Source organism: Croceicoccus marinus (genome assembly GCF_001661675.2).
GTDB lineage: Bacteria > Pseudomonadota > Alphaproteobacteria > Sphingomonadales > Sphingomonadaceae > Croceicoccus > Croceicoccus marinus.
The window spans coordinates 432,497-451,388 of sequence record NZ_CP019602.1; the positions used below are offsets into that span (position 1 = coordinate 432,497).

Here is an 18,892-nt window from a genome sequence, read left to right on the forward strand (position 1 = left end):
ATCGGCGATGATATGTTATATCATGCTCGACCCACTCGCCGCCTGTCCCTCCTTCTTGGCGCTGCCGCCTGGCTGATGCCGCTCGCCGCGCATGCCCAGCAGGCCGAGGCGCCTCCGCCAGCGGGCGATGTCGATGACGACGACGACTTCCACGGCCCCGAGATCATCGTCACCGGCAGCGGCGTCGGCAGGCTGGACGTGCTCGCCGGTACCTCGGTCGTCAGCGGCGTCGAATTGCAGCGCGAGATGGCGGGCCAGATCGGCGACGTGCTGGCGAACCTGCCCGGCGTGTCGGCCACCGGCTTTGCGCCCGGCGCCTCGCGCCCCGTGCTGCGCGGCTTCCAGGGGGAGCGCGTGCGGGTCCTCACCGACGGCATCGGCGCCATCGACGCATCCAACACCTCGGCCGACCACGCGGTCACCATCGACCCGCTGACCGCCGACCGGATCGAGGTTCTGCGAGGACCCGCCAGCCTGCTCTATGGCAGTTCGGCCATCGGCGGCGCGGTCAATGTCATCGACCGCCGCATCCCGCTGCGCATCCCTGACGAGCCGGTGCACTTCGACGGCACAGCTGCCACCGATACCGCGTCCGACCTGCGCCAGATCGGCGGATCTATCGACGCGCCGCTAGGCCGTGAATTCGTCGTTCATGTCGACGGTTCGTGGCGCAAGACCGACGACCTCGAGATTCCGGGCTATGCGCTTAGCGATGGTCTGCGCGCCGAACTGCTGGCCGAAGCCGCCGAACATGCGGACGAGCCCGAAGAAGCCGAGGAACTGATCGAGGCCGCCAATGTGCGCGGCATCGTCGAGAACTCGGATACCGAGACATGGTCGGCGGGTGCTGGCGTGTCATGGATCGGGGACCGCGCCACGCTCGGCGTGTCGGTCGGCCTTTACGACACCTTCTATGGCGTGCCGCTGCGCCCCGGCGCGGGTCACGCGCATGAGGAGGAAGGCGAGGACCACGACGAGGAAGGGCACGAGGAGGATCACGGCCACGACGAGGAGGGCCACGATCACGAAACCGTCGACATCGACATGCGCCAGTGGCGCGGCGATCTGCGCGGATCGCTTGCGTTCGACGATGGCCCGTTCGCCGAGGTCAGGACCCGCTGGGGCGTGACCAACTACACCCATACCGAGCTTGAGAACGGCGAGACCGGCACCGTCTTCGACGTCAATGGCATCGAGGGGCGCGTGGAACTGGTCCAGCGCGGCGGCCTGCTGGGCGCGAATGGCGGCGGGTCCGTCGGCGCACAATATTATCGCCGCGAACTCGACGCGGTCGGCGCCGAGGCTTTCGTGCCGCCCAGCACTACCAGTCAATATGCGCTGTTCACGCTTCAGGAACTCGATTTCGATGCGGTCACGCTGGAAGTGGCGGGCCGCTACGAACGCGCCGATCTGTCGGCGGACGGCTATGCGTCGCGCGGTTTCGACAGTGTCTCGGGCGCGGTCGGCGTCTGGCATGAAACCGCGCAGGGCCTGCGTTTCGGCGTCAACGCCAGCCGGGTCGAACGCGCCCCCGCGGCAGAGGAGCTCTATGCCGACGGCCCGCACCCCGCGACCCAGCAATTCGAGGTGGGCGACCCGTTCCTGGACACCGAAAAGGCGCTTGGGATCGAAGCCTATCTGCGCGGCGCGCTGGGCCCTGCGACCTTCTCGCTGACGGGCTTTGCGACCCGCTTCGACGATTACATCTATCTTGCCGCCACGGGCGAGGAAGAGGACGACCTGCCCGTGTTCCAGCAATTGCAGGACGATGCCGACTATATCGGTTTCGAGGCGGAGACCGCATTCCCGCTGGTGACGCTGGGCGATGTGACGATCGGCAACGAGATTTCCGCCAGCTATGTCCATGCCGAGCTTGGCGACGGATCGCCGGTTCCGCTGATCCCGCCGCTCTCGGGCCGCTATGCGCTGACGGCGACGACGACCCAGCTGGAAGGGCGCGTCGAACTGGGCCTGTACGACGATCAGGACCGCGTCGCCGAATATGAGACGCCGACGGACGGCTTCACCATGGTCGATGCCTCGCTGGCGTGGAAGCCGTGGCGCGGCAATCGCAACCTGACCTTGATCGGGCAGGTCGACAATGTCTTCGACGTCGAGGGCCGCCGCCATTCCAGCGTGACAAAGGACTTCGTGCCGATGGCGGGCCGCAATGTCCGGCTGAGCGTGCGCATCAGCCTTTAGGGCGGGACCTCGCTGCGCCTTTGACAGCGGCCTCCATGCGCGGCAGCTTTCGTCCATGTGCAATCTCTATCGCATGACGAAAGCCGCCGACGAGGTTGCGCGCCTGTTCGGCACGGATGCCCCGCCGGGCGTCAACATGGGCGAGGAAGTGTTTCCCGGCTATCCGGGCATGGTGTTCGACGGGGCCGCCCTGCGCGGGATGGTCTGGGGCTTTCCGCTGTCGGTGAAGGGCAAGTCGGGGCGGATGCTGAAGCCCAGGCCGGTCAATAATGCGCGCTGCGACCGGCTGGACAGCTTCATGTGGCGCTACAGCTTTGCCGAGCGGCGCTGCCTGATCCCGATGACCGCCTTCGCGGAAGCCGAAGGACCCGGCGGCGGCAAGACGCGCAGCTGGTTCAGCCTGCCCGATCAGCCGGTCTTCACCGCGGCGGGCATCTGGCGGCACAGCGACGAATGGGGCGCAGTATTCTCGATGGTGATGACCGACGCAGCGCCTGCGGTACAGGGCCTGCACGACCGGTCGCCGGTGCTGCTGGACCCCGGCAGCCGCGACATCTGGCTGCGCGGGACGGGCGAGCAGGCGCTGGCCCTGTGCGCGCCCTATGCCGGGCCTATGCATGTCGACCGCACCGCCGAGCCATGGGTGCAGCGCGCGGCGGCGCATTAGAACAGCGCCAGCTGCCCGTCGAGCGAGGGCGGGCGGAACGCGCTGCAATCGAGTTCCGCGCGGCGCTGGGGGATGCTGCTGCGTTTCAGGGCGACGCGGAAGCGGGCGCGCAGCATGTCGGCCCAGGCGCCTTGCGGCTTGAAGCGTTCGTGGAAGCGATGCTCGTTGTCGCGCCCGCCGCGCATGTCCTGCACCAGGGCCATAACCTTGGCCGCGCGGTCGGGGTAATGCACGTCCAGCCATTCGCGGAATAGCGGCGCAACCTCGTGCGGCAGGCGCATCATGATCCAGCCCGCGCTGTTCACCCGCGCTTCGGCCAGGCGTGCCACGGTGCGTTCGATGAACTCGTCGGTGATCGCGGGGATGACGGGCGAGATCATGCCATGGGTTGGCACGCCCGCTTCGGCCAGCCTTGCCAGCGCCGCCAGCCGCTTTGCGGGTGAGGGCGCGCGCGGCTCCAGCGTCTGCGACAGGCGCGGATCTAGGCTGGTGACCGAAATGCCGACCGCGACCAGCCGGCGGCGCGCCATCTCCTCCAGCAGGTCGAGGTCGTGCAGCACCCGGTCGGACTTGGTGGTGATGGTGACGGGGTGCCGGACTTCCAGGCACAGCTCCAGGATCGCGCGCGTGATGCGATAGCGCCCCTCGATCGGCTGATAGGGGTCGGTGTTCGTCCCCATCGCGATCGGGCGGGGCGCATAGCCCGGCTTCGCCAGTGTCTTGCGCAGCAATTGCGCCGCGTCGGGCTTGGCGAACAGCTTCGTCTCGAAATCGAGGCCGGGGGACAAATCGTGATAGGCATGGGTCGGCCGCGCGAAACAATAGATGCAGCCATGCTCGCATCCCCGATAGGCATTGATCGAGCGGTCGAAACCGATGTCGGGCGATGTGTTGAAGGTCAGGATCGAGCGCGGATGCTCCTCGGTCACGGTGGTGCGCCGCCGGCCCGCCGCGCCGTCGATGATCTCCACCTCGTCCAGCCAGTCGCCGTCCGCCAGCCGTTCGGCCAGGCCGAAGCGCTGCGGCACCGCATTGCTGGGCGCGCCGCGGCCTCGCTCGACCTCGTGATGCGCGGGATGGGGGCGACTCGGCATGGCGGCAAATTACGCGGCGGCAAAGAACAAAACAAGAACTTATGGATTTGTTCATGCCGCCCTCCTATGCCACTGGCGTGATAACGCGCGGCCCCTACAGCTATGAAGTGACCGAAGATATGGTGGTCGAGGCGATGCGCCGCCACATGGTCCGGCGCATGACGCACGGGCTGGTGGGCCGGCTGTTCATTGCGGTGCTGGCGCTGCTGGCGCTGCTCATCGCGCTGGACCTGGCGTTCTATGGCCGGCTCTCGCGCGCTTCGCTTGCTTTCCTGGTCGCGGTGCCGCTGGCGCTTGCCGTCATCAACCTGTGGCTGGTGCCGCAGCTGGGCCGCCGCCAGTTCCGCCAGAGCGCTGCGCTGCGCGCGCCCGGCAGTTTCGAATGGGATGACGGGTCAGTCCGCTTCACCAGCGAACGCGGCGAGGCGCGGATCAGGCTCGGCGAACTCTATCGCTGGGACGAGACCGCGAATATCGTCCTGCTGTACCAGACCGAGATGTTCTTCAACCTGGTGCCAAAGGCCGATCTGCAAGGCGAGGCGCCCGAGTTGATCGCAAGGCTTCGCGCGGCGGGCGTGAAGCGCAACTAGCCCCTATTTCTCCCTGAGCCGCGGCATCAGCTCGACGAAATTGCAGGGCCGGTTCCGGCTGTCGAGCTGTTCGGCCAAGATGCCGTCCCACCCGTCCTTCACCGCGCCGTTCGATCCGGGCAGCGCGAAGATATAGGTGCCCCGCGCCACCACCGCGCAGGCGCGCGATTGCACCGTGCTGGTCCCGATGGTCTTGAACGACAGATAGCGGAACAGTTCGCCAAAGCCCGGGATCGCGCGCGTTTTCACCTGGTCCAGCGCCTCGGGCGTCACGTCGCGGCCGGTCAGGCCGGTGCCGCCGGTGGTCACGACCGCGTCGATCTCCTCATCCTCGATCCAGCGGTGAAGTTCGGCGGTGATCAGCTCGGCATCGTCGCGGATGATCGCCCGGTCGGCCAGATGATGGCCTGCCGCCGCAATCCGTTCGGCCAATATGTCGCCGCTGGTGTCGTTCTCGCGCGTGCGCGTGTCGGACACGGTCAGCAGCGCGATATTGATCGGCTTGAATGCCCGGCTTTCGTCGATCGCCATGTGCCTGTCCTCAGCCCCCGCTGCGCACGGTGCCGGAAGTGACTTCCTTGCCGTGCATCGCCACCGCATCGCTGCCCGAAACACCCGGAAAGCGCGGCCACAGGTTCTGGGCATAGGCCTCGCGCGCGTCGGAATCGCGGCCCAGCTGGCGCTGGTACATCCAGTAGTTGGTGGTCACGATCGCGACATAGGCGCGCGTTTCCCAATAGGGGATCGATTCCATCCATAGCAGCGGATCGCCCTGTGCGTTGATCTCGCTGTTCCAGCGCTGCACCGGCGACAGGCCCGCGTTATAGGCCGCCATGATCTTGGGCAGCAGACCCTGCGTGCCGCTGGAATCGCGCAGCATTTCCAGATGGCGCTGCCCGTAGCTCATGTTCGTGGGCGGATCCTGCAGCGCCGATGTGCTCTGCCCAAGGCCCAGCCCTGCATGGTGGCGCGCGGTGATCGGCATGATCTGCATCAGCCCGACCGCGCCCGCGGGGCTGACGGCCTCGGGCTGGAACCGCGATTCCTGCAGCGTGTGCGCAAAGGCCAGCGCCGGATCGACACGCCAGCCATCCACCGGCTGCCAGCGCGTCAGCGGATAGCGCGTGGCGCTGTCGGGCTTGGTCCCCGGCGGCGCGGCATAGGCCATCGCCAGCTGCGTGCCGGGCAGGCCCAGCGTGCGCGCCAGCCGGGCGAGCGGCTGATACTGCTGCGCGCTGCCGATCTGCGCCTGGTGGCGCAGTACTTCGTCGGCCAGCCCCTCGCGCCCGATCTCGGTCAGGGCGACCGCGGTGCGGACATTGGGATTGCCGGCCAGCGCGTTCCAGTCGCCCCGATCGAAGCCGGTGCCCGACTGGATCGGCGGCAGGCGCATGCCCAGCTGTTCGGCGGCCAGCATGCCGTACAGCGTTTCGGAATAGCCCGCGGCATTGCGCAGCGCCGGTGCGGCTTCGTCGGGCTGGCGGCAGCGGGTGAAGCTGCGCGCGGCCCAGTAATGCGCGGCGGCGCGCAGTTCCTGGTTGTCGGCGGTCTGCGCGGCGCGGGTGAAGCCGTCGGCCGCCATCTCGCAATTGTTGAGCCGCCATGCGGCCAGCCCCGCGACCCACCAGCCTTCGCCTACCCACGGGCCGGTACCGCCATTGGCGACATTGCGCGCCAGGTTCAGCGCGTTGTTGTCGTCATTCTCGATATAATAGGACCATGCCACGCGCTGGCGCCATTCGGCCCGCGCGCTGGAGGTAAGGCCGGCGTCCACCCCATCCAGCAGGATGCGCGCGCCGCCGGGATCGTCGTTGCTGATGCGCTCCAGAATGGCGCTGGCGATGCTCTCGGGCATCGACCCGTCGCCCACCGAACGCGGACGGGTGCGCTTTTCGGGCGCGCGGATCGACACCAGGCGCTGCGTGCTGGGCAGGCTAGGCGCCGATTCCAGCCCGCGCTTCAGCGCCAGCCGTCCGATCTGGCCCGCCTGCGGTAGGTCGGTGCCGCGCGACAGCCATGCGTTCAGCGCGGGCAGTTCGATCCGGGGCGAGGTGGGGGCAAGGTAATATTCGGCCAGCGCCAGCTGCGTCAGCGGCCCGTCGGGCTTTTGCGCCAGCATGTAATCGACCTGCGCCCAGTTCTCCGCATCGATCTGGCGGAAGACCTCGGCATAGAAGGCGCGGTCCTCATCGCTCAATTGCGCGGGGATATGGGCCGATTGCTCGACCGCGGCGACGGCGTTCGCGACATTGGCCTGCGCGGGCGCGGCGCCCAGCGCGGCCACCGCGAGAAAAGAGATCAGGGACCCGGTCAGACGCCGGGACAAAGTGGCAGCCATGGATCAGCGGTTCCTTCTTGCCTGTTCCAGCCAGCGCAAAGACCGGGCGCTTTCCCGCGCCCGAGGGTAACAACGATATCGCGCGAAGGGTGAATCCCCGGCGCGCTTTCGTCAAGCCGGGCGTGAGAGCGCAAGCCAGCGCCCCCACCAAAGCGCCTTTGCCTGCGGCCTGCTGCGCATGACCGCCAGTGGATAACTTGCCAGCAGCGGGATTTCCCGCGCATCTCCGCCGCTTTCCACCATGATCGCCCCTTGCGCCGAGGGGGCGTCGAATCGCTCCGGCGACAGCAGATTGACCAGATCCGCGCCGAAGATCGCCAACATACGCGGGGCCGCCAATGCGATATGATGCCGCATTAACGCGCCCAGCCCCTCGGCCTCCAGCGCGCGCCAGTCGGCGGCGGGCATATGGCGCGGCAGCGCGGACGCAAGATAGCAGTCGCCGCGCGTCAGCCCCATCGCCGCCAGCATCGCATCCAGCAGCCGCCCGTCCTCGCCCGACAGCAGTGTGCCGCCATCGTCGGAGGCGGGGTCGGTGACCAGCACCATCAGCCTTGCGCCTGCCTCTCCCACCGGGGCGGCGCGGTCGGCGACCGGCCCTGCATCCAGCGCCGGCTCGTTCATCCACCAGTCGCGAAAGGCCGCCAGCGTAGCCGGCCAGCCCTGCGCGTCTCCGCCGATCCCTGGCGCAGGCGCCTGCTGCGGCGCGGCGGGCCTGGGCCTGTTGGGGCTGGGCCGATTAGGGCGGGGCGCATCGGCATCGCGTGGCTGCGCCGCTTCGGCGGGCGGCGCCCCCTCGGCAATCCAGTCGCGCGGCTTGTCATCGAAGGCCAGGTCGACGCCTGCATCGGCCCAGAACGCGGACCAGCTTTCGATCAGGGCCGCATTGTCGGCGTGCGCCGAACTGTCGCCGCCCGATCGGCCGTCAGGCCCTGCCATGGGATCGTTGGAAGAGGTCAATGCGCTGCCCGAATGGGAATCCGATTTTTCGCGCCTACCCTTGACCACGCCGCGTTCTGCAATCAAGTCCTGATGCAAGAGAGAGTACGGTCTGGCCCAGCGCATGCCGACCACGCCACAAGAGGAAGCCTGTCATGTCCGAACGCGAATCCATGCCCTATGATGTCGTCATCGTCGGCGGCGGCGTTGCGGGACTGGCCGCGGCGATCCGCCTCAAGCAGGTGAACGACGCGCTCGAAGTCTGCGTCCTTGAAAAGGGGTCCGAGATCGGCGCGCACATCCTGTCGGGCGCGGTGGTCGATCCGCGCGCGCTGGACGAGCTGCTGCCCGACTGGCGCGACGACGGCTGCCCGATGGCCGATACGCCCGTCACCGACAACATGCACTGGTCGCTGACCCGCGGCGGCAAATATTCCATGCCGGAAATCATGCTGCCCCCGTTCATGACGAACGACGGCAATTATACCGGCAGCCTAGGCAATCTGTGCCGCTGGCTGGCCGAAAAGGCCGAGGGGCTGGGCGTGGAGATCTTCCCCGGCTTCCCGGCGGCGGAGATCCTTTGGAACGACGACGGTTCGGTCAAGGGCGTGGCGACCGGCGACATGGGCGTGGCCGCCGACGGCAGCCACAAGCCGGACTATCAGCCCGGCATGGAACTGCACGGCAAGTACACGCTGTTCGCCGAGGGCGCGCGCGGGTCGCTGACCAAGCAGCTGAAGTCGCGTTTCGACCTGGAAGCCAATTGCCAGCCGCAGACCTACGGGCTGGGCATGAAGGAATTGTGGGACATCGATCCCGAAAAGCATGTTCCGGGCCGCGTGATCCACACGCAGGGCTGGCCGCTTTCGGAAAACGACGCGTGGGGCGGCGGCTTCATCTATCACCAGGCGGGCGGCCAGGTGGCGCTGGGCTTCGTGGTCGCGCTCGATTACGCGAACCCCTATCTCTATCCGTTCGAGGAATTCCAGCGCTGGAAGCAGCACCCCGACATCCGCAAGATCCTGGAGGGCGGCAAGCGCGTGTCATACGGCGCGCGCGTCATCAACGAGGGCGGCTGGCAGTCGGTGCCCAAGCTGACCTTCCCCGGCGGCGCGCTGATCGGCTGCGCGGCGGGCTTCGTCAACGTGCCGCGCATCAAGGGCAGCCACACCGCGATGAAATCGGGCATGCTGGCCGCCGAAAGCATCGCCTCTGCCATCGCCGCCGACCGCGCCAATGACGAAGTGTTCGAGTACGAAACCACGCTGCGCTCAGGCTGGATCGCGGACGAGCTGAAGAAGGTCAGGAACGCCGAACCCGCGGTCGCCAAGTTCGGCGGCGGGCTGGGCACCGTGATCGCGGGCGTCGACATGTGGATGCGCACGTTCAAGATGGGCCTGCCCGTCACGATGAAGCATCACCGCGATTGCGACAGGCTGATGCGCGCGGATCTGTTCAAGCCGATCGAGTACCCCAAGCCCGACGGGGTGATCAGCTTCGACCGGCTGTCATCCGTGTTCCTGTCGAACACCAATCACGAGGAAGACCAGCCCTGCCACCTTCAGCTCAAGGACAAGGACGTTCCGCTGAAGATCAACCTGCCGGTCTTTGCCGGCCCCTCGGCGCGCTATTGCCCGGCGGGGGTCTATGAATTCGTCGGCGTGGAAGAGGGCGATCCCAAGTTCGTGATCAACGCGCAGAACTGCGTCCACTGCAAGACCTGCGACATCAAGGACCCGACCCAGAACATCAACTGGGTCACCCCCGAAGGCGGCGGCGGACCCAACTATCCTAACATGTAGGGACCACCCCCGTTTGAAAGCCACCGCTTACGCCAAGATCAACCTGGCCCTGCACGTGCGGGGCAGGCGGGCCGACGGCTATCACGATATCGAGACGATCTTCGCCTTCGTCGATGCGGGCGACGTGCTGTCGGTGACAACCGGACAGGCGGAGGACCGCTTGCAGGTCGTGGGCGAGTTCGCCGCTGCGCTGGGCGGCTCCTCGGTGGGCGACAACATATTGATGCAGGCGCTGAACGCCTTTCCGCGCCCCGGCGCGGATGGGCCGGACGGCTGGCATGTCACGCTGGAAAAGAACCTGCCCGTCGCGGCGGGGCTGGGCGGGGGCAGCGCCGATGCGGGCGCGCTGATCCGGCTGATCTGCGATAGTCATGGCTGGCCCGAAGACTGGCAGGAACGCGCCGCGCGGCTGGGCGCGGACGTGCCCGCCTGCGTCGTCAGCCGCACCGCGCGCGGCACCGGCACCGGGACGGAGCTCGACGTGATCGACAGCGAACTGACCGGCATGGCGGTGCTGCTGGTCAATCCGCGCAAACCGCTGGCGACCGGCCCGGTGTTCAAGGCGTGGAACGGGCTGGACCAGGGACCGCTGGCCCAAGGCACCTTGCGCGAGATCGTGCCCAAGGCGCGCAACGATCTGGAGGATGGCGCCCGCGCGCTGGTGCCCGCGATCGGGCAGGTCGTGGGCGCATTGAAGGCTACCTATCCCTGGCTGGCCCGCATGTCGGGTTCGGGCGCCAGCTGCTTTGCCCTGTATGAAACCGCCGAGGCGCGCGATGCAGGCGCGGCGGAGATCGCGATGCGCCATCCCGACTGGTGGCAGATGAGCGGGACGCTTCTGTGATCGAGGAAACCGAAAGCTGGCGCCGCATCGGCACGCCGGTGCGGGGCGGTATCGTGCTGGTTTCGGACCACGCATCGAACCGCGTGCCCGATGACATGGAACTGGGCATCACCCGGGCGCAGCTGGACGATCACATCGGCTGGGACATCGGTGTCGGCGCCGTGGCCGACCGCATGGCCCGCCGCCACCAGATCGCCGCGCATCTCGGCAATGTCAGCCGCCTGGTCATCGACCTCCACCGCGAGGAGGATCACTCAAGGCTCATCCCCCAGGAAAGCGACGGCGTCCTGATCCCCGGCAATATCGGCGCCGACCGCGAAGGGCGGCTGAAGCGCTTCTACCGCCCCTATCACGACGCGATGGAGGAATGGCTGGAGGACGCCGCGCCCAGCCTGATCGTCTCGCTCCACAGCTTCACCCCCGCCATGGCGAGCGATCCGGGCAAGAAGCGCCCCTGGCAGGTCGGCCTGCTCTACAACGAACAGGGCGATGCGGCGGCGCATGCCATGCGGCTGTTTCGCGAATACGGGCTGACGGTGGGCGACAACGAACCCTATTCGGGCAAGCAGCTGAACGCCACGATGAACCGCCACGGCGAGGCGCATGGCCGCCCCTATCTGGCGATCGAGGTGCGCAACGACCTGATCCGCAACGAACGCGAACAGGCGCGCTGGGCCGACATGATCGCCGACGTCGCGAAACGCACCGACGAGTTGCTGAAGCCTTAGTCCAACCGCAGGATTGGGGCGGGACAGGAATTCTTGCTTCGGTTACAGTGGCGCCTGCGCTAGAGGCGCTGCTGAATGCGCCTGACGCGCAACAAAACACCACCGGAGTCCCTGACAATGCCTGCCTATCGTTCACGCACCACCACCCACGGCCGCAACATGGCGGGTGCGCGCGGGCTGTGGCGCGCGACCGGCATGAAGGACGAGGATTTCGGCAAGCCGATCATCGCGATCAGCAACAGCTTCACCCAGTTCGTGCCCGGCCACGTGCATCTGAAAGACCTGGGCCAGCTCGTCGCGCGCGAGATCGAGGCGGCGGGCGGGGTTGCCAAGGAATTCAACACCATCGCGGTCGATGACGGCATCGCGATGGGCCATGACGGCATGCTTTATTCGCTGCCCAGCCGCGACATCATCGCCGACAGCGTCGAATACATGGTCAATGCGCATTGCGCCGACGCCATCGTCTGCATCTCGAACTGCGACAAGATCACGCCCGGCATGCTGATGGCCTCTATGCGCCTCAACATCCCGGTCGTGTTCGTCAGCGGCGGACCGATGGAGGCGGGCAAGGTCGTGCTGAAGGGGAAGGAGCACGCGCTCGACCTGGTCGATGCGATGGTCGCCGCCGCGGACGAGAGCTATACCGACGAGGAAGTGACCGCGATCGAGCGCAGCGCCTGCCCCACCTGCGGATCTTGCAGCGGCATGTTCACCGCCAATTCGATGAACTGCCTGACCGAGGCGCTGGGCCTGTCCCTTCCCGGCAACGGGTCGATGGTGGCCACCCACGCCGACCGCGAGGCTCTGTTCCGCGAAGCGGGGCGCCTGATCGTCGATTTGTGCAAGCGCTATTACGAACAGGACGACGAAAGCGCGCTGCCGCGCAATATTGCGTCCCACGCCGCGTTCGAGAATGCGATGAGCCTGGATATCGCGATGGGCGGGTCGACCAATACGGTGCTGCACCTTCTGGCCGCCGCGCATGAAGCCAAGGTCGATTTCACCATGGAGGACATCGACCGCCTGTCGCGCCATGTCCCCTGCCTCTCCAAGGTCGCACCCGCCAAGTCCGACGTGCACATGGAGGACGTCCACCGTGCAGGCGGCATCATGGCGATCCTGGGCGAGCTGGACCGCGCCGGCCTGATCAACGGCGAATGCCCCACCGTCCACAGCCGTTCGATGAGCGAGGCGATCGCGCGCTGGGACATCACCCAGACCAATTCGGACAGCGTGCGCAATTTCTATGCCGCCGCGCCCGGCGGCGTGCCGACGCAGACCGCCTTCAGCCAGAACCGCCGCTGGGAATCACTCGATACCGACCGCGACAATGGCGTGATCCGCAATGCCGAGAACGCCTTTTCCAGGGATGGCGGGCTGGCGGTGCTGTTCGGCAATATCGCCCGCGACGGCTGCATCGTGAAGACCGCCGGCGTCGATGAGAAGATCCTGAAGTTCACCGGCCCCGCGCGCGTCTATGAAAGCCAGGAAGCCGCCGTCGTCGGCATCCTCGGCAACGAGGTCAAGTCGGGCGAAGTCGTGGTGATCCGCTACGAAGGACCGCGCGGCGGGCCGGGGATGCAGGAAATGCTCTACCCGACCAGCTATCTGAAATCCAAGGGGCTGGGCGCGGATTGCGCGCTGGTTACCGACGGGCGCTTTTCGGGCGGCACCAGCGGTCTGTCGATCGGCCACGCCTCGCCCGAGGCGGCCGAGGGCGGCGCGATCGGTCTGGTCGAGACGGGCGACACCATCGCCATCGACATTCCCGGCCGCACGATCGACCTGATGATCAGCGACGCCGAAATGGCCCGCCGCCGCGCCGACATGGAGGCGAAGGGCGACGACGCATGGAAACCCGTCCACCCGCGCCCGCGCAAGGTGTCCGACGCGCTGCGCGCCTATGCCGCGATGACCACGAGTGCTTCACGCGGGGCAGTGCGCGACGTCGACCAGCTCTATCGCCGGTAAAGAGACGCCGGACATGCACCATCAGCCGCACCCGATCGCGCCCGATCAGGTGCTGACCGCCGCGCAGATGCGTGATGCGGAACAGAGGCTGATGGATGCGGGCACCGATGTTCATACGTTGATGCAGCGGGCCGGGCGCGGCGCGGCTGAATGGGTCTGGCGCATCGCCAGCGGCGCGCCCGTCACCGTGCTGTGCGGCCCCGGCAACAATGGCGGCGACGGCTATGTGATCGCCGAAACCCTGCGCGAACGCGGCTTTCCAGTGCAGCTGGTCGCCGCGCTGCCCCCCGCCACCGATGCGGCGAAACGCGCGGCCTCACTCTATTCCGGGCCGGTCGTGGATGCCGCCGAGGCGAAGGGCACGGTGCTGGTCGATTGCCTGTTCGGCAGCGGCCTCAACCGCGAAGTGACCGGCGTGCTGCGTGACATGCTGCACGAACTGTCCGCGCGGCATCACCGGCGCATCGCCATCGACCTGCCCAGCGGCGTCGCGACCGACAGCGGCGAATTGCTGATCGACGAACTGCCGCATTACGACCTCTGCATCGCGCTGGGCGCGTGGAAGCCTGCGCATGTGCTGATGCCCGCCATGGCGCATTGGCGGCAGGCGCGGCTGGTCGACATCGGCTGCGACACCGAACCGGGCGGCGCGCGGCTGATCGGCAGGCCCTCTATCGCCGCGCCCGCGGCTGACGCGCATAAATACCGGCGCGGGCTGGTCGCGATGGTCGCTGGTCCAATGGCGGGTGCCGCGCTGCTGGCCTCGCGCTCGGCGGCGCTGGGCGGGTCGGGCTATGTCAAATTGCTGGCGCAGGAGCCTCTGTCGGGCGCGCCCGCCGATCTGGTCGTGCTGCGCGCGCCGGGCGCGATGACGCTCCCGCAGGCCCTGTCCGACGATCGCATCGCCGCGGTGCTGTGCGGCCCCGGCCTTGGCCGCGACCACCAGGCGCGTGAGCGGATGGAGGCGGCGCTGAATTGCGGGCATCCGCTGGTGCTCGATGCCGATGCGCTGACCCTGCTGCAGCTGGCCGACCGTGCGGATCGCACCGATCGCACTGGGCCGCTGGTGCTGACCCCGCATGAGGGCGAGATGGCCGCGCTGGAAAAATCGTTCGGCCTTTCCGGCAAGGGCACCAAGCCCTGCCGCGCGCTCTGCCTTGCGCAGTCGGCGGGGGCGGTCGTGATTGCCAAGGGCGCGGACACGCTGGTCGCTTCGCCCGGCGGCGCGCTGGCCTATGCGCCGCCATCGCCCAGCTGGCTGTCGGTCGCGGGCACGGGCGACGTGCTGGCGGGGCTGACCGCCTCGCGCCTCGCGGTGACGGGCGACCCATTCCGCGCCGCGACCGAAGCCGTGTGGCTGCATGCAGAGGCCGCGCGCCGCACGGGTGCCGATTTCACTGCCGCGATGCTGGCGGAATCGGTGCGCGATGCTATGTGCGCCGCCCTATGAGTATCATTACACGCATCGCCGCCAAGGGCGATGGCCAGACGCAGGACGGGCGCTTTGTCGCGCTGACCGCCCCCGGCGACGATGTCGCGCCCGATGGCACTATCACGCCGGGCCCGCATCACGCCCAGCCGCCCTGCCGCCATTTCCCGCAATGCGGCGGCTGCCAGCTGCAGCAGCTGGACGAGGAAAGCTGGCGTGATTTCGTCACCAGCCGCGTCGCCAATGCCGCCGAGGGGCAGGGGCTGGAGCCCCAAGCGCTGGAACCCGCCGAACTTTCCCCGCCGCTCAGCCGCCGCCGCGCCACGCTGCACGCCGAGGCGCGCGGAAAATCGGCCCGCATCGGCTTTCGCGAGGAACGCTCGCACAATATCGTCGACATGCACCAGTGCGAGGTGCTGGTGCCCGCACTGTTCGATCTGGTCGCGCCGCTGCGCCGCCTGATCGCCGGCTTTGGCCGCAAGCGCCTGTCCGCCGACATCCAGCTGACGCTCTGCGACCAGGGGGTGGACTGCAACATCACCGGCTACACGCCCGAGGGGCTGGCCGAGACCGAGGCGCTGATCGCCTTTGCGCAGCAGAACGGCCTCGCGCGGCTGACGCTGAACGACGGTTATGGCCCCGAAACCCATTGGGAGCCCGAGCCCGCGACCGTCACCCTGTCTGGCGTGCCGGTAGCGCTGCCGCCGGGCAGCTTCTTGCAACCTACCCGAGAGGGCGAGGCGGCGCTGGTCGCCGCCGCGAGCGAATGGCTGGCGGGCGCGAAACATGCCGCCGACCTGTTCTCCGGCCTCGGCACCTTCGCCTTCGCCCTGTCGGCCAAAAGTTCAGCAGGCGGCGCGAAAGTGCTGGCCGTCGAAGCCGCGCGCGACGCGCATCTGGCATGCAAGTCGGCGGCGGGCATCGCGCAGCGGCAAGTCTTCGCCATGCACCGCGACCTGTTCCGCAATCCGCTGCAGGCCGACGAACTGGCCCGCTTCGACGCGGTGCTGCTCGACCCGCCGCGCGCCGGGGCGAAGGAGCAGGTGGCCCATCTGGCGCAGAGCGCGGTGCCGCGCATCTGCTATATCAGCTGCAATCCGTCGAGCTGGGCCAAGGACGCCGCCGCGCTGGTGGCGGGCGGATACCGCCTCGTCAAACTGCGCCCGGTGGGCCAGTTCCGCTGGTCGACCCATGTGGAACTCGCCAGCTTGTTTGAGAGGGACTAGCCCAGCACCGACAGGAACGCGCGGATCGCCAGCAGCACCAGCGCAAGGCTCGACACCACGAACAGCGCCGCGCGCACCGACACCACGTTGACCCGCGCCTGCCATACCGAGTGGACCACGCGCACCACGACATAGAACCACGCCAGCCCCACGTCGTAACCGCTCGCCCCGCCCAGCGACAGGATGACGCAGGCTGCATAGAAGATCGTCGGCTGCTCCATCAGATGGTTGTAGTTCTGCGCCACCCAGTCCTTCGCCTCGGGCGCGACGCGGGCGATGTCGCCGCCGACCGCGCCGGGCGGCATCTTGGCGACATTGATGCCATGCTGCCGGAACAGGCCCATCCGGTGGATCAGCATCCAGAAGAACATCACCACCGTCCACACCACCAGCGCGGCGGCAGGTATCAGTATCGTCGTATCGGCCATGGATGTTCCCCATTCTCCCCGGTGGCGGAACAGTGCCGCCGACCGCCTGTGCTGTCAAAAGCTTTGATTTCGCCCCCTGTGCCGCGCTGCTGTCGCTTGCGTGTCACCGATGCGGGTCTATATCGGCGCCTTCATGGATTTATGGCCCCGCCATGCCGCGGGGCGCGCTTTAAGGAGATGCAGTGTGGGCAAGGTTCTGGTGATCGGCGCGGGCGGGGTCGGCTCGGTCGCGGTGCACAAGATGGCCATGAACAGCGGCATCTTCTCTGAAATCGTGCTGGCCAGCCGCACCGTGTCCAAATGCGAGGCCATCGCCGCCAGCGTGAAGCAGCGCACCGGCGTGACCGTGCCCACCCACGCCATCGACGCCGACGATGTCGCGGCCACGACCGCGCTGATCGAACAGGTAAAGCCCGACCTCGTCGTCAATCTGGCGCTGCCCTATCAGGACCTGTCGATCATGGATGCCTGCCTCAACGCGGGCGTGCACTACATGGACACCGCGAATTACGAGCCCAAGGACGTCGCGAAGTTCGAATACCACTGGCAGTGGGCCTATCAGGACAGGTTCAGGGACGCGGGCCTGATGGCGCTGCTGGGCAGCGGCTTCGACCCCGGCGTGACCAGCGTGTTCGCGATGTGGCTCAAGAAGCACAAATTGAAGACCATCCGCCTGCTCGACATCCTCGACTGCAACGGCGGCGATCACGGTCAGGCCTTCGCGACCAATTTCAACCCCGAGATCAACATCCGCGAAGTGACCGCGCCTGCGCGTCACTGGGAGAATGGCGAGTTCGTCGAGACCCCGGCGATGGGCGTCAAGCAGACCTTCGGCTTCGAAGAGGTCGGCGAGAAGACGATGTACATGATGTACCACGAGGAGCTGGAAAGCCTCGCCCGTTTCGTGCCCGAGATGGAGCGGGCGCGCTTCTGGATGACCTTTGGCGAGGAGTACATCAAGCACCTCACCGTGCTGCAGAACGTGGGCATGACCCGCATCGACCCCGTGATGTACGAAGGGCGCGAGATCATTCCGCTGCAGTTCCTCAAGGCCGTGCTGCCCGAACCCTCCAGCCTGGGCGAGACGACCAAGGGCAAGACCAATATCGGCGACATCGCCACCGGCGAGGCGCTGGACGGATCGGGCGAGAAGACGTTCTACATCAAGAACATCTGCGACCATGAAAAGGCGTATGAGGAAACCGGAAACCAGGCCGTCAGCTATACCACCGGCGTCCCGGCGATGATCGGCGCGGCCATGATCCTGACCGGCAAGTGGAAGGGTGAGGGCGTGTTCAACATGGAGCAGTTCGATCCCGATCCCTTCATGGAGATGCTGAACGAACACGGCCTGCCGTGGAGCGTGGAGGAGCTTGACGGCCCGCTGCCGTTCTGATGACGGAACGCGCTGCCGAACCTTACCCGATGCTCTTCGTCCATGGCGCGCTGGGGGATGCGCGCACATGGGGGCCGGTGCTGGATGCGTTGCCCTTCGATGTCGATGTGCGGGCGATCACCCTGTCCTATTTCGGTGCCGCCGCCTGGCGCGGCGACGGCAGCGATTTCGGCACGGAGCGTCATGCCGCCGACCTCGAGCAGTTCATCGACGCGACGATGGACGCCCCGGTGGTGGTCGTCGCCTGGTCCTATGGCTGCCACCCCGCGCTGCTGCTGGCGCAGCGGCGCTCGGACCTGGTCGCGGCGCTGGTGCTGTACGAGCCGGTGATCGGCAGCTTTGTCGATGATGACGATTTGCGCCACCGCTTCGGCGCGGATGCCGCCGCCTGCTTCGGCCCCGTGGGCGAAGTACTGGCCGAACAGGGCGAGGAAGCCGCCGCGCACCGTTTGTTCGACAATGTCGGTCATCCCGGTTTCATTGCCGACCTGCCTGATGATCGCCGCCGCATCGCGCTGTCGAACGCGCGCACGATCCCGCTGATGATGGGCAAGGGCGTGCCGCCGACCAAAATCACCGCCGACGATCTGCGCGCGCTGGACCTGCCGGTGATCGCCGCGATGGGGTCGGAAACTCGCCCCGCCTTTGCCATACCCACGCGCGTGCTGGCGGATGTCGCGCCGCAGGGCCGGCTTGAAGTGGTCGAAGGCGCGGGCCATCTTCTGCCAGAGAGCGACCCGGCTCGCTTCGCCGGACTGGTCACCGAATGGCTCGCGCAGCAGGACATCGGCGCGCGCTGAACGACAGGAGAGGGCATGAAGGCAGGATGGGCGGCACTGGCGCGGGCAGCCGCATTGGCAGGCGTTCTGGCTTTGGCCGGATGTCATGGCGATCCGCCAGCCGATAGCATGCCCGATGCGCCGCGCGATGTCGCCCCGGTCATGCCCGCGCCCGACGCCGCCGCATGCATGGCGCAGGGCGGCATGCTGGACCGCAGGGGCAGGGCGCAGACGCTGATGTGCGTGCATCCCTATCCCGACGCGGGCAGGCAGTGCACCTACACCCGGCAATGCGCGGGCAAATGCGTGACCGCGCCCGACGACGGCCCCGACGGTCAGATCGTCGGCACCTGCCAGGCCGACGACGCGCTGTTCGGCTGCTTTGCCGAGGTGGTGGGCGGCAAGGCGGTCCGCGCAATGTGCGTGGACTGACACGAAAGGGGCGCGCACGCTCTT

The 18,892-nt window shown here is 67.5% G+C and carries 17 protein-coding genes; 12 read left to right on the plus strand and 5 right to left on the minus strand.

What is annotated here, in order from left to right; translation table 11 throughout:
* The first annotated feature begins 75 nt into the window (after positions 1–75).
* Together A9D14_RS20250 and A9D14_RS02165 are read left to right on the plus strand one after the other, a co-directional pair.
* Positions 76–2,202: a TonB-dependent receptor gene (locus A9D14_RS20250; RefSeq protein ID WP_087910535.1), complete on the plus strand. Its 2,127-nt coding sequence runs from the start codon at positions 76–78 to the stop codon at positions 2,200–2,202.
* A 73-nt stretch (positions 2,203–2,275) separates the two neighbouring features.
* Positions 2,276–2,869 (plus strand): SOS response-associated peptidase, encoded by a 594-nt coding sequence (locus A9D14_RS02165; protein WP_232468717.1) that lies wholly within the window; start codon positions 2,276–2,278, stop codon positions 2,867–2,869.
* On the opposite strand, the gene A9D14_RS02170 is transcribed toward A9D14_RS02165, so the two are convergent.
* Positions 2,866–3,963 carry a PA0069 family radical SAM protein gene (locus A9D14_RS02170; protein ID WP_066842567.1) on the minus strand — a complete coding sequence of 366 codons (1,098 nt, stop codon included), beginning with the start codon at positions 3,961–3,963 and terminating at the stop codon, positions 2,866–2,868. The genes A9D14_RS02165 and A9D14_RS02170 overlap by 4 nt on opposite strands.
* Positions 3,964–4,016: 53 nt before the next feature.
* Between A9D14_RS02170 and A9D14_RS02175 the strand changes: the two genes are divergently transcribed.
* Positions 4,017–4,553 carry a YcxB family protein gene (locus A9D14_RS02175; RefSeq protein WP_157668108.1) on the plus strand — a complete coding sequence of 179 codons (537 nt, stop codon included), beginning with the start codon at positions 4,017–4,019 and terminating at the stop codon, positions 4,551–4,553.
* Between the two features lie 3 nt (positions 4,554–4,556).
* On the opposite strand, the gene moaB is transcribed toward A9D14_RS02175, so the two are convergent.
* The 3 genes from moaB to A9D14_RS02190 form a co-directional block, all read right to left on the minus strand.
* A complete protein-coding gene (gene moaB, locus A9D14_RS02180) occupies positions 4,557–5,084 on the minus strand; it encodes a molybdenum cofactor biosynthesis protein B (protein WP_066842571.1) in 528 nt (175 codons plus the stop codon).
* Between the two features lie 10 nt (positions 5,085–5,094).
* The gene (locus A9D14_RS02185) at positions 5,095–6,891 is read right to left on the minus strand and encodes a lytic transglycosylase domain-containing protein (RefSeq protein ID WP_066842573.1); all 1,797 of its coding nucleotides are present in this window, start codon (positions 6,889–6,891) and stop codon (positions 5,095–5,097) included.
* 111 nt (positions 6,892–7,002) lie between these two features.
* Positions 7,003–7,830 (minus strand): uracil-DNA glycosylase family protein, encoded by an 828-nt coding sequence (locus A9D14_RS02190; protein WP_066847949.1) that lies wholly within the window; start codon positions 7,828–7,830, stop codon positions 7,003–7,005.
* A gap of 155 nt (positions 7,831–7,985) precedes the next feature.
* Here A9D14_RS02190 and A9D14_RS02195 point away from each other — a divergent pair, with 155 nt between their 5' ends.
* From A9D14_RS02195 to A9D14_RS02220, 6 genes are all read left to right on the plus strand, one after another.
* Complete coding sequence (locus tag A9D14_RS02195) at positions 7,986–9,632, plus strand: electron transfer flavoprotein-ubiquinone oxidoreductase (protein ID WP_066842575.1); 1,647 nt, start codon at positions 7,986–7,988, stop codon at positions 9,630–9,632.
* 13 nt (positions 9,633–9,645) lie between these two features.
* On the plus strand, positions 9,646–10,476 hold the full coding sequence (locus A9D14_RS02200; RefSeq protein WP_066842577.1) for a 4-(cytidine 5'-diphospho)-2-C-methyl-D-erythritol kinase: 831 nt from the start codon (positions 9,646–9,648) through the stop codon (positions 10,474–10,476).
* Entirely contained in the window at positions 10,473–11,204 is a 732-nt protein-coding gene (locus A9D14_RS02205; protein WP_066842579.1) for an N-formylglutamate amidohydrolase, read from the plus strand. The genes A9D14_RS02200 and A9D14_RS02205 overlap by 4 nt, the downstream gene beginning before the upstream one ends.
* A 117-nt stretch (positions 11,205–11,321) precedes the next feature.
* The gene (gene ilvD / locus A9D14_RS02210) at positions 11,322–13,178 is read left to right on the plus strand and encodes a dihydroxy-acid dehydratase (protein WP_066847952.1); all 1,857 of its coding nucleotides are present in this window, start codon (positions 11,322–11,324) and stop codon (positions 13,176–13,178) included.
* 13 nt (positions 13,179–13,191) lie between these two features.
* Positions 13,192–14,628 (plus strand): bifunctional ADP-dependent NAD(P)H-hydrate dehydratase/NAD(P)H-hydrate epimerase, encoded by a 1,437-nt coding sequence (locus tag A9D14_RS02215; RefSeq protein ID WP_066842581.1) that lies wholly within the window; start codon positions 13,192–13,194, stop codon positions 14,626–14,628.
* Positions 14,625–15,833 (plus strand): class I SAM-dependent RNA methyltransferase, encoded by a 1,209-nt coding sequence (locus tag A9D14_RS02220; RefSeq protein WP_066842583.1) that lies wholly within the window; start codon positions 14,625–14,627, stop codon positions 15,831–15,833. Before A9D14_RS02215 ends, A9D14_RS02220 begins: the two co-directional genes overlap by 4 nt.
* Here the strand turns inward: A9D14_RS02220 and A9D14_RS02225 are convergent.
* The gene (locus A9D14_RS02225) at positions 15,830–16,261 is read right to left on the minus strand and encodes an MAPEG family protein (protein ID WP_066842585.1); all 432 of its coding nucleotides are present in this window, start codon (positions 16,259–16,261) and stop codon (positions 15,830–15,832) included. The two genes, A9D14_RS02220 and A9D14_RS02225, sit on opposite strands and share 4 nt — an antisense overlap.
* Before the next feature lie 184 nt (positions 16,262–16,445).
* On the opposite strand from A9D14_RS02225, the gene A9D14_RS02230 reads away from it, so the two are divergent.
* Genes A9D14_RS02230 through A9D14_RS02240 form a run of 3 tightly spaced genes read left to right on the plus strand, consistent with a single transcriptional unit; the run spans position 16,446 to position 18,868 of the window.
* Positions 16,446–17,657, plus strand: a complete 1,212-nt coding sequence (locus A9D14_RS02230) for a saccharopine dehydrogenase family protein (RefSeq protein WP_066842586.1) — start codon at positions 16,446–16,448, stop codon at positions 17,655–17,657.
* Positions 17,657–18,457, plus strand: a complete 801-nt coding sequence (locus A9D14_RS02235) for an alpha/beta fold hydrolase (RefSeq protein ID WP_066842587.1) — start codon at positions 17,657–17,659, stop codon at positions 18,455–18,457. The genes A9D14_RS02230 and A9D14_RS02235 overlap by 1 nt, the downstream gene beginning before the upstream one ends.
* Before the next feature lie 15 nt (positions 18,458–18,472).
* Complete coding sequence (locus A9D14_RS02240) at positions 18,473–18,868, plus strand: hypothetical protein (RefSeq protein ID WP_083987543.1); 396 nt, start codon at positions 18,473–18,475, stop codon at positions 18,866–18,868.
* Positions 18,869–18,892 lie beyond the last annotated feature (24 nt).